General features: G+C 73.8%; 19 protein-coding genes. 5 read left to right on the top strand and 14 right to left on the bottom strand.

The annotated features are described in order from the left end of the window. Nucleotides 1-164: 164 nt before the first annotated feature. Nucleotides 165-611: a helix-turn-helix transcriptional regulator gene (locus ACIRS4_RS21535; RefSeq protein WP_404198235.1), complete on the bottom strand. Its 447-nt coding sequence runs from the start codon at nt 609-611 to the stop codon at nt 165-167. Nucleotides 612-737: 126 nt separating this feature from the next. Beyond that, nucleotides 738-2,255, bottom strand: coding sequence for a hypothetical protein (locus ACIRS4_RS21530; protein ID WP_404198233.1), 1,518 nt, complete (start codon nt 2,253-2,255; stop codon nt 738-740). Between the two features lie 142 nt (nt 2,256-2,397). Here ACIRS4_RS21530 and ACIRS4_RS21525 point away from each other — a divergent pair, with 142 nt between their 5' ends. Further along, nucleotides 2,398-2,844, top strand: a complete 447-nt coding sequence (locus ACIRS4_RS21525) for a hypothetical protein (protein ID WP_404198912.1) — start codon at nt 2,398-2,400, stop codon at nt 2,842-2,844. Between the two features lie 22 nt (nt 2,845-2,866). On the opposite strand, the gene ACIRS4_RS21520 is transcribed toward ACIRS4_RS21525, so the two are convergent. The 7 genes from ACIRS4_RS21520 to ACIRS4_RS21490 form a co-directional block, all read right to left on the bottom strand. Next, complete coding sequence (locus ACIRS4_RS21520; protein ID WP_404198230.1) at nt 2,867-4,504, bottom strand: polyamine aminopropyltransferase; 1,638 nt, start codon at nt 4,502-4,504, stop codon at nt 2,867-2,869. A 10-nt stretch (nt 4,505-4,514) separates the two neighbouring features. Continuing rightward, nucleotides 4,515-4,952, bottom strand: a complete 438-nt coding sequence (locus ACIRS4_RS21515; protein WP_130439986.1) for a DUF350 domain-containing protein — start codon at nt 4,950-4,952, stop codon at nt 4,515-4,517. A 55-nt stretch (nt 4,953-5,007) separates the two neighbouring features. Further along, nucleotides 5,008-5,412, bottom strand: coding sequence for a DUF4247 domain-containing protein (locus ACIRS4_RS21510; RefSeq protein WP_404198227.1), 405 nt, complete (start codon nt 5,410-5,412; stop codon nt 5,008-5,010). Continuing rightward, complete coding sequence (locus ACIRS4_RS21505; protein WP_404198225.1) at nt 5,409-5,945, bottom strand: DUF2617 family protein; 537 nt, start codon at nt 5,943-5,945, stop codon at nt 5,409-5,411. Before ACIRS4_RS21505 ends, ACIRS4_RS21510 begins: the two co-directional genes overlap by 4 nt. A 167-nt stretch (nt 5,946-6,112) precedes the next feature. Then, the gene (locus ACIRS4_RS21500) at nt 6,113-7,390 is read right to left on the bottom strand and encodes a sugar ABC transporter permease (RefSeq protein ID WP_404198222.1); all 1,278 of its coding nucleotides are present in this window, start codon (nt 7,388-7,390) and stop codon (nt 6,113-6,115) included. Nucleotides 7,391-7,395: 5 nt separating this feature from the next. Next, nucleotides 7,396-8,169 (bottom strand): ATP-binding cassette domain-containing protein, encoded by a 774-nt coding sequence (locus ACIRS4_RS21495; RefSeq protein ID WP_404198219.1) that lies wholly within the window; start codon nt 8,167-8,169, stop codon nt 7,396-7,398. Between the two features lie 80 nt (nt 8,170-8,249). Next, nucleotides 8,250-9,356: a sugar ABC transporter substrate-binding protein gene (locus tag ACIRS4_RS21490; protein ID WP_404198217.1), complete on the bottom strand. Its 1,107-nt coding sequence runs from the start codon at nt 9,354-9,356 to the stop codon at nt 8,250-8,252. Nucleotides 9,357-9,590: 234 nt separating this feature from the next. On the opposite strand from ACIRS4_RS21490, the gene ACIRS4_RS21485 reads away from it, so the two are divergent. Together ACIRS4_RS21485 and ACIRS4_RS21480 are read left to right on the top strand one after the other, a co-directional pair. Beyond that, nucleotides 9,591-12,155 carry a SpoIIE family protein phosphatase gene (locus tag ACIRS4_RS21485; protein ID WP_404198214.1) on the top strand — a complete coding sequence of 855 codons (2,565 nt, stop codon included), beginning with the start codon at nt 9,591-9,593 and terminating at the stop codon, nt 12,153-12,155. Continuing rightward, nucleotides 12,152-13,258: a substrate-binding domain-containing protein gene (locus tag ACIRS4_RS21480; RefSeq protein WP_404198211.1), complete on the top strand. Its 1,107-nt coding sequence runs from the start codon at nt 12,152-12,154 to the stop codon at nt 13,256-13,258. Before ACIRS4_RS21485 ends, ACIRS4_RS21480 begins: the two co-directional genes overlap by 4 nt. 28 nt (nt 13,259-13,286) lie before the next feature. Here ACIRS4_RS21480 and ACIRS4_RS21475 read toward each other — a convergent pair whose 3' ends face one another. Next, a complete protein-coding gene (locus ACIRS4_RS21475; RefSeq protein ID WP_404198209.1) occupies nt 13,287-15,332 on the bottom strand; it encodes a SpoIIE family protein phosphatase in 2,046 nt (681 codons plus the stop codon). A gap of 226 nt (nt 15,333-15,558) precedes the next feature. Here ACIRS4_RS21475 and ACIRS4_RS21470 point away from each other — a divergent pair, with 226 nt between their 5' ends. After that, a complete protein-coding gene (locus tag ACIRS4_RS21470; protein ID WP_404198207.1) occupies nt 15,559-17,712 on the top strand; it encodes a SpoIIE family protein phosphatase in 2,154 nt (717 codons plus the stop codon). Between the two features lie 177 nt (nt 17,713-17,889). Continuing rightward, nucleotides 17,890-19,953: a discoidin domain-containing protein gene (locus tag ACIRS4_RS21465; RefSeq protein WP_404198204.1), complete on the top strand. Its 2,064-nt coding sequence runs from the start codon at nt 17,890-17,892 to the stop codon at nt 19,951-19,953. Nucleotides 19,954-19,977: 24 nt separating this feature from the next. Here ACIRS4_RS21465 and ACIRS4_RS21460 read toward each other — a convergent pair whose 3' ends face one another. Genes ACIRS4_RS21460 through ACIRS4_RS21445 form a run of 4 tightly spaced genes read right to left on the bottom strand, consistent with a single transcriptional unit; the run spans nt 19,978 to nt 22,679 of the window. After that, nucleotides 19,978-20,835, bottom strand: coding sequence for an ATP-binding cassette domain-containing protein (locus ACIRS4_RS21460; protein ID WP_404198202.1), 858 nt, complete (start codon nt 20,833-20,835; stop codon nt 19,978-19,980). Then, nucleotides 20,832-21,590, bottom strand: a complete 759-nt coding sequence (cbiQ, locus tag ACIRS4_RS21455) for a cobalt ECF transporter T component CbiQ (protein WP_404198199.1) — start codon at nt 21,588-21,590, stop codon at nt 20,832-20,834. The genes ACIRS4_RS21460 and cbiQ overlap by 4 nt, the downstream gene beginning before the upstream one ends. Before the next feature lie 7 nt (nt 21,591-21,597). Next, on the bottom strand, nt 21,598-21,975 hold the full coding sequence (locus ACIRS4_RS21450) for an energy-coupling factor ABC transporter substrate-binding protein (protein WP_404198196.1): 378 nt from the start codon (nt 21,973-21,975) through the stop codon (nt 21,598-21,600). Then, a complete protein-coding gene (locus ACIRS4_RS21445) occupies nt 21,972-22,679 on the bottom strand; it encodes an energy-coupling factor ABC transporter permease (protein WP_404198909.1) in 708 nt (235 codons plus the stop codon). The genes ACIRS4_RS21450 and ACIRS4_RS21445 overlap by 4 nt, the downstream gene beginning before the upstream one ends. Nucleotides 22,680-22,689: the final 10 nt, after the last annotated feature.

Raw genomic sequence — 22,689 nt, 5'->3', positions numbered from 1 at the left:
GCCTCGCGTGCGGCTGCCGCCCGCACCGCCTCTTACTCCCGCTGGTTCAGCCGACGGCCTCGGGCGCCCCGGCGACGCCGTGGAAGCGACCGCGCAAGCATGCCACGCACCGCGCGGTCCGGCCAGAGCCCCGCCCCGAAGCGAGCGCCGCTCGGCCGGTTCTGTCACCTGAGTCCGTAGGCCAGGCCGAGCACCCGCACCGTGGCCGCCATGGCCTGGCGCAGTGCGGGCGGCGCGAGGGCGTCGACGTCGACGCCGAGCCGCAGCAGCTCGCCGCACGCGTGCTCGGTGCTCTCGGTCGGGATGACCGCCTCGATCCAGCCGTCGTCGCCTTCGGGGGGCGCGGTCGCCTCGACCCCCGCCGCCACCTCCGCGGGGACGTTGCCGGGCAGGCGTCGCCGCCCTCGCCGGGACAGGCGGATGGTCGCTGTGCCGTTGTAGCGGCGGGTGCGGAACTCGTCCAGGCAGGAGGTCCAGCACGCGCCGAGGTCGAAGCCCTCCGGCCGGTCGAACCGCTCGTCGCTCGGCACCGCGTCGAGGACCTGGGGGACCCGGTAGGTCGCGGCCCCGCTCCCCGGCGTCGCCGGCACCTCGCCGCGGTCCGGGCCCACCCCGGCGCACGGGACGAGGTCCTGCCGGCCATCGAGCGGGAGCGGACGGCGCCTGTCCGGGTGCTCCAGCTGTCGCCCACGGGCCGCTCGCTCATCTCCTGACCCGTCCGCCCGCGCCCGGCCGCGTCAGGGGATCAGCGACCGCATCACCGTGGCCGGCAGCGACGGGTTGGCGGCCGCCGCCTCCGCCACCGACTCGTCGGGGTCGCAGAGCAACTCCGTGACGACGTGCGGCGGGAGCGCCGGATGCGCGGCGGCCAGGGGACGGGCCCGCCGGTCCGTCAGACAGACGAGCAGGGCCGCAGCGCAGGCCCGGGGGTGCCGGGCGATCTCGCGGAGCGCCTTGCGCACCGGCGGCTCGTGCCGCGCCAGCGTCTCCAGCAGGGCGGCCGACGCGTCCGGGTTGAGCGCCGCCGGGGTGACGACATGGACGCCGTGCCGGTCGACCATCGCGCGCAGCCGCTCCTCGGACAGGCCCGGGTGCGGGGCCACCGACTTGACCACCTTCGCGTCCGGGTCGGCCGCCAGCGTGTCACGGACGGCGGCCGGCAGGTCCCGCCGCTGCGCCACCAGCATCCGCACCGCCGCGTCCGGTGACGCGGCCAGCAGCCCGACCTCCTCGGGCGAGGCCGACGCGATCCGCGGCAGCAGCGTCGAGGCGATCCGCGCGGCGCCTGCCAGGCGGGCGAGCACGTCGAGCGGCACGCGCGGATTGAGGGCCAGGGAACGGCGTACGTCCACGTCCTCGTCCTCGGCCAGCCGGCGCATCGACGTCTCGTCGACGGTGGGGTTGCGGGCGAGGTCCGCCCGGACGCCGGGCTCGGGGTCCGCCGCCAGACGCCGCGCCGCCCGGACGGGCAGGCCGGGGTGGGCCGCCAGGGCGCGGCGCAGCCGGTGACCGGGATGGCCGGCGAAGCCGGCGGCGGCCTCGGCGGGCGTGGCCGGGTTCGCCAGCGCCGCCCACCGGACGTCGTGCGACGCGGACGCGTGGGAGCCGTCGCAGGAGGCTCCCGGCGGTGCGTCCCGGTCCGGTGGCCACGGTCCGTCCGGCTCCGGTGCGCCCGGCCCGTCCCTGCGGTCGCACACCGGGCACCGCTCGGCCCGGGGCAGGCCCTCGCCCAGGAGCAGCGCCGCGAGCACCGCCGGAGGCGTCACCTCGTTGGCCGCCACGGCACGGCGTACCTCGGTGTGCGGATGCGCCGCGAGCGGGGCGGCCACGCCCGGCTCCTGCGTCCACAGGGCCAGCTCCACCACGACCCCGACGTCCGGGTCCGCGGCGAGCCTTTCCGTCACGTCCGGCGGCAGCCCGGGGCAGGCGGCCAGCTTCTCCCGGATGCGGACCTCCGGATCCACCGCGAAGAGCCGCGCCCACTCCGGGGCGCCGCGGCCCTGGTCCAGCAACGCCAGTGCGGCACGGGGCTGTCGGACGGGATCGACGTCGGCCGCCGTCAACCGGCCCCCGTACGCCAGTGGTACGCCGCAGTCGTCGACGCGGGTGATCAGTGCGACCGCCTGGGCCCGGGTGAGGTCCTCGCGGCCGGCGAGCCGCCCGGCGAGGTCGGCGTCCGCGACCTCGATCAGCCGGTCGACTGACTCGGGAGGCAGGGCGGGGTTGGCGGCGAGCCCGTTCAGGACATGGTTCACACCGGGCATCCTGCCGGGGCCGGACGCGAACGGCCGCTCCTTTTCCGCCGGTTGGAAGAAGCCGGGCGGCGAAGGCGGCCGGAAGGGGCCGGGCGGAAGGAGCCGGGTGGGAGAATCCGAGGAGCGGAAGGAGGACCGGAAGATGATCGACTGGGTGCCGATGAGGGCCGGAGCCAGGCCTGTTCCCCGGCCCGTCGCCACGCCGTTGGTGTGGGCGACGGCCTCCGGGGGCGCGGTGGTCCTGGTGGCCGCCCACCACGCGCTGCTCGGGCCGGGCCGCCCCGGGCCCGCGCTGGCCGCGCTGTGTCTGCTGGCGGCGCTGCTGGGCCGCTGCGCCCGCTTCACCGCCGCCCCCGGCACGGCGCTGCTGTGCTGGCTGTTCCTCAACGGCTTCGCGATCCCGCCGCTCGGCACCCTCACCTGGGCCGGACAGCGCGACGCCCTCTGGCTCACCTGCCTGTGCGCGGCCACGCTCCTCGGCACGGCGCTGGCCCGCTTCGCCCACGCCCGCGCCGCCTACCGCCGTGTCGCCGTGCCCGCGCGGGGGACCGCGGCGACGCCCCTCGACGACGGGACGCCCGGCCCCTGAACCGGCCTTTCCTGCCGACGGCTCAGTAGTTCTCCCACTCGTTCTGCACGTACTCCAGCACCGCCGGGTCCATCAGCGTGCTCGGCCGTACGTCCTGGCGGCGGCGGTCCAGCGGGAACACGGTGGCGGCCTTCAGGACCGCGTCGTCCAGATAGCGCAGCGGGGGAGTGTCCCGCGCGAGCCGCAGCGGCGGGGGCGTGGCGGTGCGGGGGGCGGCCAGGACGAAGCCCCAGTTGCCGAAGCTCGGCACGTCGACCTGGAACGGGGTGGTCGCGTACCCCGCCGCCTCGATGGTCCTCTCGATCGACCAGTACGTCTTCGGCGCGAAGAACGGCGAACCGCTCTGCACCATCACCCTGCTGCGCGGTGTCAGGACCTGGCCGAGCAGGTGGTAGAACTCCACCGAGTACAGCTTGGCCAGGGCGGCCGTGTCGGGGTCCGGGAAGTCGATGACGACCGCGTCGTACGTCCCGCGTGCGTCCCGCAGCCAGTTGAAGGCGTCGGCGTTGACGACCCGCACCCTCGGGTCGGTCAGCGAACCGGCGTTCAGGTCCCGCAGCGGCCGGAAGTCACGCGCCAGCCGGGTCATCGCCGGGTCCAGCTCGACGAGGGTGACGTGCCGTACGTCGTCGTAGCGCAGCACCTCGCGCAGGGCGAGCCCGTCGCCGCCGCCCAGGATCAGGACATCGGCGCGGGGGCCGGACAGCGCGGGGTGGACGAGCGACTCGTGGTACCGGTACTCGTCGACGGAGCTGAACTGGAGGTCGCCGTTGAGGAAGAGCCGCATGTCCGCCCCACCCGTGAAGGAGGTGGAGCGGGTGACGACGATCTCCTGGTACGGGGTGGTCTCGGCGTGCACGATCGGGTCCTGGTACATCTGCTGGCGCGCGGTGACCTCGAGGTCGTCCGCGAACGCGTAGGCCGTGCCGAGCACCCCGAGGACCGCCGTCACGAAGGCGAGCAGACCGATGCGCACGCGCCGCCGGGTCTGCCGGCGGAAGATGAACACCACCACGATGACGCCGGCCACCGCGTTGACCGCGCCGACCACCAGCGCGCCCTTGAGCTGCCCGAACGTCGGCAGGAGCAGCAGCGGGAAGCACAGTCCGCCGACCAGCGCGCCGATGTAGTCCACGGCGAACATGTCGGCGACGGCGCTGCCCGCCTCCTGCCGGCGGATCCGCTGCAGCAGTGTCATCAGCAGCGGGATCTCGGCCCCGATGAGCAGGCCGACCACCATGGCGACGACGACCATCGCCGGCGTGTAGAGCCGCAGCCAGGCGAACGCCGCGTACAGCACCAGCACCGACAGCCCGCCGACCAGCGCCAGCACGCCCTCCACCAGTGCGAACGCCCCCACCGGGCGGCGGCGCAGCGGTTTGGCGGCGAGCGAGCCGACGCCCATCGCGAAGACCATCACGGAGATGACCACCGAGGTCTGCAGCACGGAGTTGCCGATGAGGTAGCTGCCCAGTGCGGTGAGCGCCAGCTCGTACACCAGGCCGCAGGCCGCGCAGAGGAAGACGGCGAACAGCAGCAGGAAGCGCGCCCCCCGGGTGTGGCGGGGGGCCGGGGGGCCGGGGGAGCCGGGACCGGGCGGGGCGTCGGGTGCGGGGCCGGAGGCCGAGGCGGTGGCGGACGAGGGTGCGGTGCCGGTCATGGGGCCTTGCCTAGGAGAGTGCCGCGCCGACCATGAAGGCGGTGCCGAGGTACATGCCGGCCTGGACCCAGGCGGCGGGGTGCGGGCGGTCCTCACGGTCGTCGAGGACGACGGCGCCCATCTGGCCGGGGGTCAGCAGACCGATCACGATGCCGACGACCGTCATCACCAGCACTCCGGCCAGCCCGTACAGGAGCGTGCTCAACAGGCCCCTGCCGACTCCCTGCTCGGACTCGCTGGCCTGGATGGCCTCCATGATGACGAGGCCGACGGCGAGGGACTGGCTGCCCAGCAGGACGGCCGCGCCGCGGTTGCGGTCCGTCCACACGACGTGGAAGAGCTTGCCGGGCGTGACGAGGTCGAGGGCGATGAAGCCGACGGCCATCACCGCGAGGCCCACGACTCCGTAGAGCAGGGCCTGGCCGGTCGACTCGAGGATCTCGGTCACTGCGTTGCCTTTCTTCAGAGCGCTTCGGTGCGTCGGGAGGGGAGCCGGGCGGGTGTCACTTGCCTTCGCCGGGGCCGCCGCCCCGGAAGCTCGAGCTGTTCGGGTCGGGCCAGAGCCCGAGGTGCTGTTTGTGCCGCCGGTAGCCGCCCCGGTAGTCCTCGATCTCGATACGGCTGCCGCTGCGGTACGGGGAGACGGTGACCATGTCGTCGCCGTAGCGCAGGAACTCCATGCGGTCGCCCGAGGCGCGGTCGAGCGCCGCGCGGTTGCGGTGGATGGCGTCGGCGACCTGGGTGGGCGCGCTGTTCGGGTCGAGCCAGGCCGTTCCACTGGAGGTGTACGTCTTCTTGATCCAGCCGAGCGGCACGCCGTTCTGTCCGTCGGAGGAGGAGCAGGCGGTCAGCAGGACCGCGGACAGCGTGGCCGCCATCCCCGCGCGGACGAGTCGGGCGCTTCTCATCGGGCCTCCAGCCGGGTGTACGTCGATACGATCTGGCCGTGCTGCGGGTACGTGTGCCAGGTGCGCCAGAGCAGTCCGCCGCCGGGCGCCGGCACATCCGTGCGCGCGCTGTCCGGGTCCGTGCCGATCGCCTCCACGACCACCGCCGTCACCGCTTCCGGTGAGCCGGGGAAGACCCCGCACAGGCTGTTGGGGTCGGCGGCGACCAGGTCGAGGACGCGTGCCACCCGGGCGCTGAACTCCTCGGGGCCGAGCCGTCGGGTGTGCGCGCCGAACTCGTAGCTCCAACCGGGCAGTTCGCGGGTGTGGCTGTCCGGCAGGCCTCTGTCGGCCTCCTGGAGGCAGGCCACCGTCTCGCGCACGGGGCCGGCGAAGACCTGGTGGGAGGCGCCGAGCAGGCGCAACCGGACGTCGAGTCCGCCCACCCTCACCTCGCGTTCGGCGAGCGCGGGCCGTTCGGGCAGGTCCAGGGAGAAGCAGAGCTGATCGGCGTCCGTGTCCAGGTAGGGGGCATCCAGAGAAACGGCATGCATTACGAAAAGCCCCCCGGTCGGATCTTGCGACAAGCGGCGCCGAGTATGGCACACGGGGTACGGGAGGCTCTCACCCAGGGTGAGGAAGCGCCGACTCCGCACCCGCAGGTCAGGCCCGCCCGCCCACCCCCCGGCCAGGACTGTCGCGGCCCGTCGCGCGCCTTGGGTCAGGCCCGCCCGTGCGCCTCCTGCGAGCGTCGTGACAGCGAGTCGATGACGACCGCGGCGAACAGCACCCCGCCGGTGATCACGAACTGGACGGCGGTCGGGGTGTCCGTGATCGCCATGCCGGAGGCGATCGACTGGATGACCAGCATGCCCAGCACCGCCGACCAGGTCGTCCCGCGCCCTCCGTACAGGCTCGTACCGCCGATGACGGCCGCGGCGATGGCGTTGACCAGCAGGACGCCCTGCCCCGAGCTCTGGCTCACGGACGTGATCCGCGAGGCCAGGAAGAGACCGCCGACGGCGGCCATGGTGCCCGAGACCGCGAGGACCGCCGTCTGCACCCGGGTCACGCTCAGGCTGGCGCGCCGGGCCGCCTCGATGCTGCCGCCGAGCGCGTACACCTGCCGCCCGTAGTGGGTGCGGCGCAGCAGGACGTCCAGGCCGGCCACGATCACCAAGAAGATCAGCAGGGCGAGCGGCAGGCCCTGGAAGCGGTTGAGCAGGTAGGCGATCGCGAAGGCGAGCACCGCCAGCCCTCCCGAGCGCACCGCGATGTCCCGCAGCGAGCGGTGGGGCATGCCGACGGCCCTGCGGCGGCGCCGGTCCCGGTCGGACACGATGAAGACGGCGCCCGCGGCGACGGCGGCCACCCCGTAGGCGACGGCGTCCTGGGTGAAGTAGTAGCTGGTCAGCCGGGCGACGAGCCCGTTCTCGTCGAGGTTGACGGTCCCGCTGTCGCCGAGGACGGACAGCATCAGCCCGTTCCAGGTGAGCAGTCCGGCCAGCGTGACCACGAACGCCGGCACCCTGGTCCGGGCGATGGAGTAGCCCTGGACCGTGCCCGCCAGGGTGCCGGCGAGCACCCCCATGACCAGGGCGAGCCACTCCGGCACCCCGTGCTGCACGTTCAGCACGGCGAAGACGACCGCCGCGAGGCCGCTGATCGAGCCGACGGACAGGTCGAGTTCGCCGAGCAGCAGCACGAAGACGATGCCGACCGCGATCAGACCGGTGCCGACGATGTCGACGCTGAGGTTGGACAGGTTGCGCGGGGAGAGGAAGTTGTCGTTCATGGACTGGAAGACGATCCAGACGACGGCCAGGACGAGAATCACCGGGAGGGAGCCCAGCTCGCCGGCGCTCAGCTTGCGCCGTACGACCCCCGCCGTGCCCTGGGCGGCCCGGACCAGGGCGTGAGCGGCACGCGGCCGGGGTGCGGCGTCGGACGCGACCGGTTCGGGCCGGCCGCTGTCCGTGCCCTCACGTCGGTCGCGCATGTTCTTCACCACCTCGCCTCCCGGGAGGCCGGCCGGCGGGGCACGTTCTGCGTGGCGCCGGTGATGGAGGAGATGATCTGCTCCTGCGAGACGGTGTTCACGTCGAAGAAGCCGTTGTTGCGGCCGAGTCTGAGCACCGCGGCGCGGTCGGCGAGCGCCTTCACGTCGCCCATGTTGTGACTGATGAGCAGGACGCCCAGGCCGCGGTCGCGCAGCCGGTCGACGAGGTCGAGGACCTCGGTGGTCTGCTCGAAGCCCAGCGCCGCGGTGGGCTCGTCCAGCAGCAGCACCCGTGGTTCGGCCAGCAGCGAGCGGGCGATGGCGACCGTCTGACGCTGGCCGCTGGAGAGCGAGACGACGGGGCCGCGCAGATCGGGCAGCCGCCTGGTGAGCCGTTCCAGCAGCTGCCGGGTGCGGCGCTCCATCTCCACCTCGTCGAGGAACCCGTGCCGGCGGATCTCCCGGCCGAGGAACAGGTTCGCGACGACGTCGAGGTTCCCGCACAGCGCGAGGTCCTGGTAGACGGTGGCGATGCCGAGGTCGCGGGCGTCGTGCGGACGGCGGATGTGGACCGCCCGGCCCTCCCACTCGATGACGCCCTTCTCCGCGGGGGCGACCCCGGAGATCACCTTGACCAGGGTGGACTTGCCGGCCCCGTTGTCCCCCAGCAGTGCCACGACCTGACCGGCGTGGATCTCCAGCTCGATGTCGGTGAGGACCTTGACGACGCCGAAGCGCTTGCACACGCCGCGCAGAGCCAGCAGAGGGGGGTCCGGCACGAACACCAACTCCTTCCAGCGGCGGCGCTCGTGTGAGGCCGCTCCCGCCGCCGTCCCCGCGCGGCGCGTTCGTCCTCGTGTCAGGTCAGTCCCGCCCGTTCGCAGGCGGCCCGCAGATGTGGGACGCAGATCTGCCCGATCGTGTGGACGCCGTCCTTCACCACGGTCTCCATGATGTTGTCGACGGTGACCGGTACTGGGGTGAGCAGCACGGCGGGGACGCTGTGCCCGTCGCTCGTGCGGACCTCGCCCGTGGCGGTCTCGGTGAGGCGCTCGCCGCGCGCCGCGGCCACCGCCATGGTCCCGCCGGCGGAGGCCTCCGGCTCGAAGGACTTCAGGACCGTCATGTACTGGTCCCCGCCGACGATGCGCCGCACCGCCCCCAGTTCGGCGTCCTGCCCGGTGACCGGGGGCAGCGGGGCCACCTTGTTCGCCTTGAGGGCGGAGACGCTCCCGGCGGCGAGACCGTCGTTGGCCGCGTAGACCCCGTCGACGGCGTCGGCGCCGAGGCTCGACAGCGCGGCGGCCATGTTCGTGTTCGCGGCTTCGGGCCGCCACTGGACGGTGTCATAGGACTTGCCGATCCGCACCTTGCCGCGCAGGACGGACAGGGCGCCCTCCTTGAAGGACACCGCGTTGGGGTCGCTGGGGTCGCCGTTCATCATGACGATCTGCCCGCCGGGCACCTTGTCGCCCATGGCCCGCAGCAGCGCCCGGCCCTGGAGCCTGCCGACCTCCACGCCGTCGAAGGAGACGTAACCGGAGATCGGGCCGTGGGCGAGACGGTCGTAGGCGATGACGGGGATGCCGGCCTGCTGGGCCTTGGCGACGGCCGCGCCGAGCGAGCGGGCGTCCACGGCGACCAGCACGATGGCGTTCACGCCCTTGGTGATCATCGAGTCCATCTGCCCCTGCTGGACGGCGACTTCACCCCTGGCGTTGACGTGCTCTATCACGCAGTCGGCGCACAGCTCCTTGATCCGCTTCTCCAGCAGCGGCCGATCCTGCGTCTCCCAGCGGGCCGTGGTGTTGTCCGGCAGCAGCACGGCGATCCGCGGCGCGCCGCCCCCGCCGGATCCGTCCACGGTCTCCGGACCGCAGGCGGCGAGGGCGACGGCCGCCGACACCGCGGTGACGGCGGCGACCGTCCCCCTGACGCGGGGGATGCGGTGGATGCGGGCCTTCATGTGATGCCTCCCTCGTCCGCCCTCGTCCTTCCTCGCGTGGCGTGGCCGGAGGGGCGCATGGGACGGGATCGCGCTCACGGGACGGTTTCACAGGAGTGCCGGGCGGCCGCCGGGCGCTTGCCGTCGACGGCCATAGGGTGGAAATGTTCGGTTCGTCCGTATATGCGATTCTGGTGTGCGGGTGCCCTGATCTCAACCCGGCACCCGCGGCATGGACGGGAGGTCGTAGCGGACATGCCTCACGACGGCGGCGCCCACGCCGGGGTCTCACAGCTGTGGCCGTCCGAGGCCGGCCCGGCGGACACCGGCGTCCGGCCCTCGGCGCGGACCGGCCCCGGGGAGTGGGCCCTGAGGTTCGCCGGGGCCGCGCTGGCCGCGGTCTACGCGCCTGCCGCCGGCGCCGGAGAACTCCGGCTCGTCGACACGGCCGGCTCGCCCCTGCCCGGCTCGCCCTTGCCCGGATCGCACCTGCCCGAGCGGCTGTCCCTGGCCGGCCGCTCGCCGGCCGCCCAGACCTTCCGCACCGGCCGGCCGCTGTGGCTGAACCCCGAAGCGCTCTCCCTGTGCCCCGAGGGCGGCCCGGTCCCGCCCCGCATCGGGGCCTCGCTCGGCGCGCTGCCCCTCGGCGCGGAGGGCGACCGACGGGGCTGCCTGGTCGTCGTGGGAACACCCCCCGACACCACCGACGGCTTCGAGCCCGAGCAGCGCCGCTTCCTGGAGCGGTACGCCGACGCCGTCACCGACCTGTTCCACTCCGGCGCGGGCCCGCATCCGCCGCCGGCGCTGCTCGGGCCGGCCCTGCGCAGCCTGGGCGTCGGCGCCTTCGCCCTGGTCCCCGACACCGGTCTGATCGAAGCCGACGACACCCTCCTCGACCTGGTCGGCATCACCCCCGACGACTTCGACGGCAAGGCCGACACTCTCCTCGCGCACGCCCTGCCCGAGGACATGCACGCGCTGATGACGGTCCTCGAACCGTCCGCCCAGACATCCGGCCGGCGCGAACTGGAGTTCCGGGTCCGCTGCCCCACCGGGGAGACGCGCTGGCTGAGCATGAGCTGCCGGGTCGAACCCGCCGCCGGGGACCGGCTGGAGCGGGTGCTCGGCGTGGTCACGGCGACCCCGGTGCTGCCCCGCGGCACCGACGACGTCGCCCGGATCCAGTGGCTGACCGCCGCCCTCGACGAGGCCGTCACCGTCAGCGACGTCGGCCAGGTCGTCGTCGCCGCCCTGCGCGAGCCGCTGGGCGCCGACCGGGTGGCGCTCGCCGCCCTCCAGGACGACCGCCTCATGATCGCCCTGCTCGACCCGCCGCAGCCCGCCGCCTGGCCCGAGGCGTGGCGGGCGGAGTGGCGCAGCGAATGGCCCGACGCGCCCGTCCGCGCCCTGCCCACCCTGCGCTCCGCCCTCAGCGACGGCCGTATGGACCTGTGGCCGGCCGGCACCGCCCTGGAACCCGGCCTCGCCGAGGTCGGCGCCGGCGGACTGGCCGTGCTGCCGCTGCCCGCCAAGGGCCGCGTCGCCGGGATCTGCCTCGTCGGCTGGGACCAGCCGCACGAGTTCGTGCCCGAGGAACGCTCCCTGCTCACCGCCACCGCCGCCCTGGTCGGCCAGGCCCTCAAACGGGCCCACGCCCATGACGCCGAGCAGGAACTCGCCACGATGCTCCAGCGCAGCCTGCTGCCCCGGCGGCTGCCCGAACTGCCCGGCGGGACCGCCGTCGCCCGCTATCTGCCCGCCCGGCGCGGTCTCCAGGTCGGCGGCGACTGGTACGACGTCATCGCCCTGTCCGAGGACCGGGTGGCGCTGGTCATCGGCGACGTGCAGGGCCACAGCGCGGGCGCCGCCACCATCATGGGCCAGATGCGCACCGCCGTCCGCGCCTACGCCATGGAGGGGCACCCGCCCGACGTGGTCGTCTCCCACGCCAACCGGCTCCTCGTCGGCATGGAGACCGACCTCTTCGCGACCTGCTGCTACGTCGAACTCGACATGGAGGAGGGCACCACCCTGGTCGTACGGGCCGGACACCTCTCCCCGCTGGTGCGCCGGCCCGACGGCACGGCCGAGGAGGTGGAGGTCGAGGGCGGGCCCCCGCTGGGCGTGGTCGCCGAGGCGGACTTCCCCATGACCGCCGTCGAACTGGCCCCCGGCACCGTGCTCGCGCTGGTCACCGACGGCCTCGTCGAGGCCGCCGACCTCCCCCTGGACGAGGGCATGCGGCGCACCCGCGCCGCGCTCGCCGCCGCCGATCCCGCCGACCCCGGGCGCATGGCCGACGACCTGCTCGGCGACATCGGCCGGCGCGAGGACGACGTGGCGCTGCTCCTGCTGCGCTACGACGGCATGAAGACCCGGCCGATCCGGGCCGGCTGGATGGTGTGGCGGCTCCCCGACGCCGTCATGCACGCCCGCCGCTTCACCGCGCGCATCCTGCGCCGCTGGAAGGTCGGGGAGACGGCCGACGCCGTGCTCCTCGTCGTCTCCGAACTCGTCACCAACGCCCTGGTGCACACCCAGGGTTCGGTCCGGCTGGACCTGATGCTGCGCGGGGACCGGCTGCGCGTCTCGGTGAGCGACTCCTCGCCGCGGGCCCCCGCCAAACCGGTGATCGTGGACTGGGAGTCCACCGGCGGCCGGGGCCTGCTGCTGGTCGAGGCGATGTCCGAGTCCTTCGGGTCGGTGCCGGTGGCCGGCGGCAAACAGGTCTACTGCGAGATCTCCGTGCCGCCGTCGCCGGACGGCGAGCCCGCCAGGACCGGCTTCGGATCACGCCCGCACCCGGTAGGCCCGCCGTGAGAGCCCGCGTCCGGCACCTCGCCGCGGCGCTCGCCGCGGCCCTGATGACGCTGTCCCTGGCCTCGTGCGGGGGACAGGAGGAGTCACGCGCGGACGGCTTCGCCGTGGGCCTGCTGCTTCCCAACCGGGTGACGCCCCGCTGGGAGAACGAGGACAAGCCGCTGATCGAGAAGCGGGTGAAGGAGCTGTGCCCCCGCTGCACCATGGAGCACGCCAACGCCGAGGGCGACGTCACACGGCAGCGGCAGCAGATGCTCTCCATGATCACCAAGGGGGTCAAGGTCCTGATCCTCGACGCCGCCGACACCAGGGCGCTGCGCTCCTCGATCCAGGAGGCCCGCAAGGCGGGCGTCCCCGTCCTCGCCTACGACCGGCTCGCCGAGGGCCCGATCTCCGGCTTCGTCAGCTTCGACGGCGCGCGCATCGGCCGGCTCCAGGGCGAGGCGCTGCTGAGCGCGGTCGACGCGAAGAAGCCCACGGGCTCCCCGGGTTCCGCCGACAAGGCGACCATCGTCATGATGAACGGCGACCCCACCAGCGCCAACGCCGCATGGTTCCGCAGGGGCGCCCTGTCCGTCCTCACCGACCGGGTGCGCATCGCCCGGTCCTACGACACCGAGGGCTGGACCGCGCAGAACGCCCACGCGAACATGACGGCGGCCCTCGCGGCCCTCGGCTCCGCCCGGATCGACGGCGTCCTCGCCGCCAACGACGCCCTGGCGTCCGGAGTCATCTCCGCGCTCAAGAGCGCCGGCGTCGCCGAACTGCCGCCCGTCACCGGCCAGGACGCCGACCTGGACGCCGTCCAGCGCATCGTCAAGGGCGAGCAGTACATGACGGTCTACAAGCCCTTCAAGGCGGAGGCCGACGCGGCCGCGGCCATGGCCGTCGCCCTCGGACGCGGCCGGGACCTGAGCAAGGTCGCCACGACGAGCATCGACAGCCCCACCGACCAGGACATCCCGGCCGTGCTGCTCAAGGCCACCCCGGTGACCGCGCGCACCGTCAAGCGGGCCCTCGTCGAATCCGGCGCCTACACCGTCGCGCAGATCTGCACCCGGCAGCTGCGGACCGCCTGCGACCGGGTCGGGCTCCTCGACTGAGGGCCCGCGCGCCCGGGCGTGCGAGCGCTCAGCTCCGGGTGCGGACCAGCAGGAGCGCCACGTCGTCGTCGGGCTCCGGGCGCAGCGCGTCGAGCAGGGCGTCGCTCGTGCGCTCCAGGCTCGGAGCGGGGCTGCGCAGAAGGCGGGTCAGCGTGCCGAGGCCGGCGTCGATCGGCTCGGCCCGGTTCTCCACCAGTCCGTCGGTGTAGAGGGCCAGCAGCGAGCCCGGCGGCAGCTCCAGCTCCACGGTGCCGAAGTCCACCCCGCCCACACCCAGCGGGACGCCGCCCGGCACGTCGACGAGCCGGGCCTCACCCCCCGCCGAGGCCAGGACCGGCGGGAGATGACCGGCGCTGGACAGCGCGCAGCTGCCGACCCGCAGGTCGCACACCGCGTACACGCAGGTGGCGATGGCGTCGCCGAGCGATCCGGCGATGTCGTCGAGGTGCCGCAGCAGCTCGGCCGGCGGCAGGTCCAGCCGGGCCAGCGCACGGGTGGCCGTACTCAACTGCCCCATGATCGCGGCGGCTTGGACGCCCTTGCCCATGACGTCCCCCACCACGAGCCCGGTGCGTCCGGGTCCCAGCGGCAGCACGTCGTACCAGTCGCCGCCGACCTCGCTCAGCGCCGGCCGGTAGCGGGCGGAGATGTCCAGGCCCTCCCGCCGGGCCGGCGCGGAGGGAAGCAGACTGCGCTGGAGGGTCAGGGCGGTGGCGCGCTCACGGCCGTAGAGGCGGGCGTTGTCTATGGAGATCGCGGCCCGGGCGGCGAGCTCCGCGGCGAGCACGCGGTCCTGCTCGTCGAAGGGCGACTTGTTGACCGTGCGGTACAGGCTGAGCGTGCCGAGCACCTTGCCCCGCGCCATCAGCGGCAGCGCCATGTACGAGTGCACGCCCGCCTCGTGCAGCGCCTGCGCGGCGCGCGCGTCCCGGGCGATGCGCCGCATGGTCCGTCCGTCCACGCGCTCGACGAGGACCGGACGGGCGTCGCGGACGCACTGGGTGATGATCCGCGAGGGGCCGTAGGTGGCCAGCTCGCCGACCGGGTCGGCGGCGTGGATGGCGTCGGTGGCGTACCCGGCCGCCACCGCCAGCGCCCGGAACTCCGCGGGGGCGTCGCCGCTGACGGGCGTGATCGTCTCGTGCGCGACGACCGACTCCAGGATGTCGACGGCGGCCAGGTCCGCCACGTGCGGCACGGCCACCCCGGCGAGCTCCCGCGCGGTCTGCTGGAGGTCCAGCGTGGTGCCGATCCGCACCCCGGCGTCCGCGAGCACGGACAGCCGCTGCCGCGCCTGGGCGATCTCCGCGGCCGCCTGCTGGCGTTCGGTGACGTCCAGGACGGCCATCGCAAGACCGAGGACCCGGCCGTTGGTGTCCTCGATGCGGTGGTACGACTCCGAGTACGCGCGCTCCCTCGGGTCGCCCGCCGTCCGCCCGACCGTCTGCTGGTCCAGCAGGGGTCTGCCCGTCGCCAGGACGTGCCGCATCCGGTTCTCGATGGCCTCCACGTCCAGGTCGGGCAGCACCTCGCCCACCCGGCGGCCCACCACGGCCGACTCCGGCACGCCGTTGATGCGCTCCAGCGCCGGGTTGACGCCCACCCAGCGCAGGTCGTTGTCGAAGACGGCGATGCCCAGCGGGGTCTGGTTGACGAGGCTGTGGGAGAGGGCCAGGTCCCGCTCCACCAGCCGCACGGTCTGCGCGTCCGTCGCCAGCCCGAGCAGATGGGGCTGCCCGTCGGCGTCCAGCAGCCGCATCGTGCGGAACTCCACGGCGCGTTCCGTGCCGTCCCGGTGCCGCAGCGGGAACACGCCCGCCCACCGGGCGCCCGAGCGGACCTGGGCGAAGAGCTCCCGGACCCGCTGCCGGTTCTCGGGAGCGACCAGCAGCAGGTCACCGCGCTGCCCGAGCGCCTCCTCGGCCGGGTAGCCGAGCAACTGCTCGATCTCGGGGCTCCACAGCGCGATGTGCCCCACCGCGTCCAGGACCACCGCGGCGACCTTGAGAACATCCAGCAGCCCGCTGGGCGCCGCCGTGATCTCCTCGCCGCCCTCGGTCACATCCCCGTACATACGAGCCGCTCCCTCCGGCACGCCGGCGCGGCGAGGGGTACCGCCGAGATTCGTGCAGTCAGCTATCCGATTGAGTCACAGTACGCACGTCAGGGCAACACGTTCACGCCACGACCGCTGGACGGGTCGGCCCGCGTCCCCCGTCGTAAGCTGGAGCAGTCCGATGAACGCGATGCCCGGCAGCCGTCCACGCCGGCGCGAAGCCGCGGCCCGGACGGGTGACCCGATGACGACGGACGACGCACCCCTCACCCTCACGGAACCCTCCGCGGCGGCAAGGCTGGCCCTCCTGGAGGCGCAGAGCCACGACCTCTCGCCCTACGAGGCGCTGACGCTGGCCCTCCAGCAGGCGACGGCCGGGACCGGCGCGCTCGGCGGCTTCGTTCATCTGCGCAGCGACGCGGACGCCGGAATGCGCCTGGTGGCGGCCGGCGGTCTCCCGGACCGGGTCACCCAGGAGTGGGCGCACCTGTCGGCGGACCGCGACACCACCCCCGCGCGGACCCTGCGCGACGGATCGCTGCACTGGGCCGCCGTGAGGGGCGCGCGCAGCGGCTGCCGCGCCATGGTGTCCGTGCCGCTGCCCGGCGCCGACGGGCGGCTCGGCGTCCTCACCCTGCTGCTGTGGCAGGCCCAGGCGCCCGACGCCCACCAGCGGTCCTTCCTGACCGCCGTCGCACGCTGGATGGCCGGCCGGCTCGGGCGGCGGCCCTACGCCGTGCTGGGCGGGGCGCTGCGGGCCGCCCGGATGACGGAGCTGACCTCCGCCCTCGCCGAGGCCGTCACCGCGGCCGACGTCGTCGACACCGTCGCCCGCCATGTGCTCGGCCCGTTCGGCGCCGACGGGCTCGTCATCCAGGCGATAGAGAACGACCGTATGCACGTCGTCGGGTCCGTCGGCTACAGCCAGGACTTCCTCGACCGCCACCTCGAAGGAGTGCCGACCGGCTCCAACGTCCTGGTCGCCGAGGTGCTGCGGCTGCGCCGCCCCCTGCTGGTGGAGAGCACCCAGGAGTTCGTGCGCCGCTTCCCCGGCCTGCGCGCCCTCACCCACCCCGACAAGAACGCGTGGGCGTTCCTGCCGCTCATCGCGTCCGGCCGCGACATCGGCTGCTGCGTCGTCTCCTTCGCCCTGCCGCGCACCTTCAGCGACGAGGAGCGCAGCCTGCTGGCCGCCCTCGGCGGACTCGTCGGCCAGGCGCTGGAACGGGCCCGGCTGTACGACGCCGAGCACGATCGCGCGCAGTCCCTGCAACGCGGGCTGCTGCCCCGGTCCCTGCCCTCCCTGCCGGCCGCGACCGCCGCCGCCCGCTACCTCCCGGCGAGCGAGGGCGCCGCGGTGGGCGGCGACTGGTACGACCTCATCGCGCTGTCCGCCGACCGGGTCGCCATGGTCGTCGGCGACGTGATGGGCCACGGCATCGCCGAGGCCGCCACCATGGGCCGGCTGCGCACCGCCGTGCGCACCCTCGCCGACCTCGAACTGCCCCCGGAAGAGGTGCTGATCCACCTCAACGACCTCGTCGAGGAGCTCGGCGAGGACAGCTACGCCACCTGCCTGTACGCGGTGTTCGACCCCGTCGGCCGGATCTGCACCTTCTGCCGGGCCGGCCATCCGCCGCCCGTCGTCGTCCACTCCGACGGAAGCGTCCACCACCCCGAGCCGGCCGCGAACCCGCCGCTGGGCGCCGCCCGGCCGCCGTTCGACACCGGCGCGGTGCGCCTGCCCGAGGAGAGCGTGCTCGTCTTCTTCACCGACGGACTGGTCCGCTCGGCGAACGGGGACAGCGACGACGGAGTCGACCGGCTGACGCGGGCCGTGCGCGACGCCGTGGCGCGGACCGGCTACTTCGCGCCCGGGCGCCCCGCCGACGCCGGCGAGCGGCTCGACGAACTGTGCGGCCTGATCACCGACACGATGACCGACGACCGGCCGCGGGCCGTCGACGACGCCGCCCTCTTCCTCGTCCACACCCGGGCCGCCGCTCCCGGCGACGTCGCCTCCTGGCGGCTCCCGGCGGACCCGAGGGCCGCCGCCGAGGCCCGGCGGCACGTCCGGCGGCAGCTCGCGCAATGGGGGCTCGACGAACTCGAGGCCACCGCCGAGATGGTGGTGAGCGAGCTGGTCGGCAACGCGATCCGGCACGCCAAGGGCCCCGTCAGCCTCAGGCTGCTGCGCAGCCGGTCGCTGGTCTGCGAGGTGTACGACGGCAGCCTCACCACGCCGCGCATCCGCCGGGCCGCGCAGACCGACGAGAACGGGCGGGGGCTGTACCTGGTGTCGGCGCTCTCCCGCCGCTGGGGCGCCCGCTACATGGACGACGGCAAGTGCATCTGGGCCGAACAGGACCTCGCCCCGGAGGGCGCCTCCCGGCTCTGACGGTCCCACGGGCGGCAGCCCTGCCGGCCGCCGCTCGCCGTCTCGGGCGGGTCAGGTTGGCGCATGCCGTGCCGATCGATCAACTCCGGTTCCGTTTCCACCTCTTGACGCGGCGTGCCGCAGTGGTGATCCTCATCGGATATCTGTACCGGTCATGACAACCCAAGGACGTGAGCAGTGACCAAGGCTCGACGCCCGCACCGCGGACGCAAAGACGTCACCGTCGTGTCGCTGCTCCTCCTGGTGCTCGCCACGGTGCTCGGACCCACCCCGAGTTCGGCCGCCGCGGCCGACTGGTGGACGCCCACCGCCCGGCCCGCGCCGGATTCCGGTATCGACGTCACCGGTGAGCCGTTCACCGGAACCGACGCCCAGGGCAGGGTGCGCGGGTTCGTCGACGCGCACAACCACCTGATGTCCAACGAGGCGTTCGGCGGCCGCCTCATCTGCGGCAAGCCGTTCTCCGCCGCGGGCGTCGCCGACGCCCTGAAGGACTGCCCCGAGCACTACCCGGACGGCACCCTCGCCGTCTTCGACTACATCACCCACGGCGGGGACGGCCGGCACGACCCGGCCGGCTGGCCCACCTTCAAGGACTGGCCCGCCTACGACTCGATGACCCACCAGGCGAACTACTACGCCTGGGTCGAGCGCGCCTGGCGCGGCGGCCAGCGCGTCCTGGTCAACGACCTCGTCACCAACGGCGTGATCTGCTCGGTCTACTTCTTCAAGGACCGCGGCTGCGACGAGATGACCTCCATCCGGCTCCAGGCCAAGCTGACCTACGACCTCCAGGCCTACGTCGACAAGATGTACGGCGGCCCGGGCAAGGGCTGGTTCCGCGTCGTCACCGACAGCGCGCAGGCCCGCCAGGTCGTCCAGCAGGGCAAGCTCGCCGTCGTCCTGGGCGTGGAGACCTCCGAGCCGTTCGGCTGCAAGCAGGTCCTGGACATCGCGCAGTGCAGCAAGGAGGACATAGACAAGGGCCTGGACGAGTTGTACGCGCTGGGCGTGCGCAGCATGTTCCTGTGCCACAAGCTCGACAACGCGCTCTGCGGCGTCCGCTTCGACGAGCACGGGCTCGGCACCGCGATCAACGTCGGCCAGTTCCTGTCCACGGGCACCTTCTGGAAGACCGAGAAGTGCACCGGCCCGCAGAAGGACAACCCCATCGGCGACGTGGCGGCCTCGAAGGCCGCGGCCGACCTCCCCGCCGGCGCTGAAGCGCCCCGCTACGCCGCCGACGCCCAGTGCAACGTCCGCGGGCTCACCGGCCTCGGCGAGTACGCCCTGCGGGGCCTGATGAAACGCAAGATGATGGTCGAGATCGACCACATGAGCGTGAAGGCCACCGGCCGGGTGCTCGACATCCTGGAGGCCGACTCCTACCCCGGCGTCATCTCCTCGCACAGCTGGATGGACGCCGACTGGACCGAGCGGGTCTACGCCCTCGGCGGCTTCGTCGCCCAGTACATGCACGGCTCCAAGGAGTTCAGCGCCGAGGCTAAGCGCACCGACGCCCTGCGCGACAAGTACGGCGTCGGCTACGGCTACGGCACCGACTTCAACGGCATCGGCGACCACCCCGCCCCGCGCGGTGCGGACGCGGCCGACAAGGTCGTCTACCCCTTCCGGAGCGCCGACGGCGGATCCGTCATCGACCGGCAGACCACCGGACAGCGCACCTGGGACGTCAACACCGACGGCGCCGCCCACGCCGGCCTGATCCCCGACTGGATCGAGGACATCAGGCTCGTCGGCGGCCGGGACGTCGTGGACGACCTCCTGCGCGGCGCCGAGTCCTACCTCGGCACCTGGGGCGGCACCGAGCGGCACCAGGCCGGCGTCGACCTCGCCAAGGGGGCGACGGCGACGGCCAGTTCGGCCGAGTCCAACCCCTTCACCAGCTACGCACCGGGCCGCGCCGTCGACGGCGACGCCGGCACCCGCTGGGCCAGCGACTGGAGCGACGACCAGTGGCTGCGCGTCGACCTGGGCGCCACCCACCTGGTCAGCCGCGTCACCCTGGAGTGGGAGCGCGCCTACGGCAAGGCCTACCGGATCGAGCTCTCCGCCGACGGCGTGACCTGGCGGACCGCCTGGTCGACCACGGCCGGCGACGGCGGCCTGGACACGGCCCGCTTCACCGGCGCCCCGGCCCGCTACGTCCGCGTCCAGGGCGTCACCCGCGGCACCGACTGGGGGTACTCCCTCCACGAGGTCGGCGTCTACAGCGGCTGACGCGGGACCTCCCGGGTCCGGCCGTCAGGAGTCGGCCGGACCCGGGGCCGCGACGGGCGCCGCCGTCAGGGCGTTCAGTTCCTCGGGGCTGCGCGGGCCCGGCTCGGACGCGTCCAACAGGCCCTGCGCGCGCAGCAGTCGCGCCGCCGCCACGCCCCACGGCAGCCGCAGTCCCGCCTGCCGCAGCAGATCCGTACGGGCCAGGGCCGCGGCGGCGGGGCCGGTGTGGGCGCCGGACGGCGTGAGCAGGGCCGCGTCGTCCGCCCAGCGCAGGGCGAGGTCGACGTCGTGCGTGGCCATCACCACCGTGGTGCCGGACGCCCGCAGCGAGTCCAGCGTGGCCAGAAGACGCTCCTGGCCGTCCGGGTCGAGCCCGGCCGTCGGCTCGTCCAGGATCAGCACCCGGGGCCGCATCGCGACGGCGCCCGCGATCGCCGTCCGCTTGCGCTGCCCGTACGACAGCAGATGAGTGGGCCGGTCGGCCAGCGCGGCGATGTCCAGGGCGGCGAGCGCCTCGTCCACCCGGGCCCGCACCTCGCCGTCGGACAGGCCGAGGTTCAGCGGCCCGAACGACACGTCCTGGGAGACGGACGCGGCGAACAACTGGTCGTCCGGGTCCTGCACCACCAGCTGGACGGTCGTCCGCAGTCGGGTGAGCCCCTTGCGGTCGTACGACACCGGCCGCCCCTCGACCCTCAACTCCCCGTTCCGGGGCCGCAGTCCACCGCTGAGCAGCCGCATCAGCGTCGTCTTGCCGCTGCCGTTGCGGCCCAGCAGGGCGAGCGCGCGCCCCTCGCGGACCTCGAAGTCGAGACCGTCGAGCACGGTCGGACCGTCCTCGTACGCGAAGGAGGCGCCCCGCAGCGCGACCAGCTCGCTCATGTCAGGGCCTTTCCGGAACTGTTCAGGACGAAGGTCAGGGCGGCCAGGGCCGCCAGAAGCCCGAGGGCGGCCGCCACGAAACGGGCGGAGACGCGCGCCTCGGGCACCAGCACGCGCAGGGTGCCGTCGTAGCCGCGTCCGGCGAGCCCTGCCTGCAGCCGCGTCGCCCGGTCGAAGGCCCGCACGAACGCGGTGGCGCCCAGCCCGGCGAGCGAACGCCACTCCGCCGCCCGGCCGGTGTGCCCGAGCCGGGCCGCCTGGGCCTCCCGGATCCGGCGCACCGAGTCCAGCAGCAGGAAGCTCATCCGGTACGTCACCAGCGCGACGTCGACGACCGGCGCCGGCACACCGGCCTTCACCAGGCGCGGCAGCAGATCCGACATCGGGGTCGTGAACGCGAACAGCAGGACGCCGAGGGAGGCCGCCGAGGTGCGCAGCATCAGCTCCCCGGCCCGCACCGGCCCGCCGTCGGCCCAGCTCACCCACCCGCCGGGCCCGCCCACCTGCACCAGCAGCGTGACCGCGCCGGTCGCGCAGAAACCCAGCGGCACCCGGTAGGCGCGCCACAGCCGGCGGGCCGGCACGCCCGCCGGGCCCAGCAGCACGGCGAGCGCCGCCGCCAGCACCAGGGCCGCTCCCGGCCACGGCGGCAGCGAGATCGCCAGCACGGTCAGCCCCAGACCGAGCACGGCCTTGTCCACGGGATGGCGGCGGCGCCAGCGACTGCTGTGCGCCGCCGCGTCGATCGGCAGCACGAGGTGCTCAGGCCGGTTCGGAGGCGGAGCGTGCCGGCACGCCCTCGGACGGCGTGCCCTCGGGCCCGTCCGCCCGGGTCAGGGCCCGCAGCTCGCCCTGGCGGCGGCCGCGGCGCAGCCCGAAGTAGTAGGCGAGCACGCCCGCGCCGAGCGCGGCCTGGAGCGCGAAGAGAGCCGACTCGATCTCGCCGGACGGCGGTTCGTACAGGGGGGAGAACCAGGGCTCGTAGTCGGGCTTGATCTCGGTGATCGCGGTCTCGGCCTCGGCGTCCGAGCCGGTGAAGGGCTCCTTCTTGTGGTCGCCCAGGCCGAGGGCCAGCGGCAGCACGGCCAGGGCGACGACGAGGAGGAGCAGCAGCGCGTTGATCTTCGTGTTGCGCTTCACCGGGACACCGCCTCGGCGTCGGCGGCGGCCTCAGTCTTACGGCCGGCGAGCAGCACGCCGAGCCGGGTCAGCTCGCCCTTGCTGGACTGCACCAGCAGACGCATCACGAGCACCGTGAGCAGCCCCTCGCTGACGGCCAGCGGGATCTGCGTGACGGCGAAGATCGAGCCGAACTTGCCCAGCGCGCCGAGGAACCCGCTGCCGGGGTCGGGGAACGCCAGCGCGAGCTGGACGCTGGTGACGCAGTAGGTGGACAGGTCGGCGACGAACGCGCCGAAGAACACCGTGACCATCAGCGGCACGCCGTAGCGGCGCAGCAGCCGGTACATGCCGTAGCCCGCCCAGGGGCCGACGATGGCCATGGAGAACACGTTGGCGCCCAGCGTGGTCAGACCGCCGTGGGCGAGCAGCAGCGCCTGGAAGAGCAGGGTGATCGTGCCCAGCACCGCCATGATCGGCGGCCGGAAGAGGATCGCGCCCAGCCCCGTCCCGGTCGGGTGGGAGCAGCTCCCGGTGACGGACGGCAGTTTCAGCGCGGACAGGACGAAGGTGAAGGCTCCGGACGCGCCCAGGAGCAGGGTGCTCTCGGGGTGCTCGCGCACTTCACGGTTGAGACAGCGCACTCCGTGGACGACGAACGGCGCCGACGCGACACCCCAGGCGACCGCGTGCGCCGGAGGAAGGAAACCCTCGGCAATGTGCATGGCTTGGCAG

Origin of the sequence: Streptomyces sp. NPDC101166 (assembly GCF_044768125.1) — a bacterium.
Classification (GTDB): domain Bacteria; phylum Actinomycetota; class Actinomycetes; order Streptomycetales; family Streptomycetaceae; genus Streptomyces.
This window is presented reverse-complemented; position numbering and strand designations above follow the sequence as displayed.

Excerpts from the sequence above, each read along its gene's own strand:
- ACIRS4_RS21525 (WP_404198912.1), top strand. The coding sequence starts at position 2,398 with ATGATCGACTGGGTGCCGATGAGGGCCGGAGCCAGGCCTGTTCCCCGG.
- ACIRS4_RS21520 (WP_404198230.1), bottom strand. The coding sequence starts at position 4,504 with ATGACCGGCACCGCACCCTCGTCCGCCACCGCCTCGGCCTCCGGCCCC.
- ACIRS4_RS21510 (WP_404198227.1), bottom strand. The coding sequence starts at position 5,412 with ATGAGAAGCGCCCGACTCGTCCGCGCGGGGATGGCGGCCACGCTGTCC.
- ACIRS4_RS21505 (WP_404198225.1), bottom strand. The coding sequence starts at position 5,945 with ATGCATGCCGTTTCTCTGGATGCCCCCTACCTGGACACGGACGCCGAT.
- ACIRS4_RS21500 (WP_404198222.1), bottom strand. The coding sequence starts at position 7,390 with ATGCGCGACCGACGTGAGGGCACGGACAGCGGCCGGCCCGAACCGGTC.
- ACIRS4_RS21490 (WP_404198217.1), bottom strand. The coding sequence starts at position 9,356 with ATGAAGGCCCGCATCCACCGCATCCCCCGCGTCAGGGGGACGGTCGCC.
- ACIRS4_RS21485 (WP_404198214.1), top strand. The coding sequence starts at position 9,591 with ATGCCTCACGACGGCGGCGCCCACGCCGGGGTCTCACAGCTGTGGCCG.
- ACIRS4_RS21475 (WP_404198209.1), bottom strand. The coding sequence starts at position 15,332 with ATGTACGGGGATGTGACCGAGGGCGGCGAGGAGATCACGGCGGCGCCC.
- ACIRS4_RS21470 (WP_404198207.1), top strand. The coding sequence starts at position 15,559 with ATGACGACGGACGACGCACCCCTCACCCTCACGGAACCCTCCGCGGCG.
- ACIRS4_RS21460 (WP_404198202.1), bottom strand. The coding sequence starts at position 20,835 with ATGAGCGAGCTGGTCGCGCTGCGGGGCGCCTCCTTCGCGTACGAGGAC.
- ACIRS4_RS21445 (WP_404198909.1), bottom strand. The coding sequence starts at position 22,679 with ATGCACATTGCCGAGGGTTTCCTTCCTCCGGCGCACGCGGTCGCCTGG.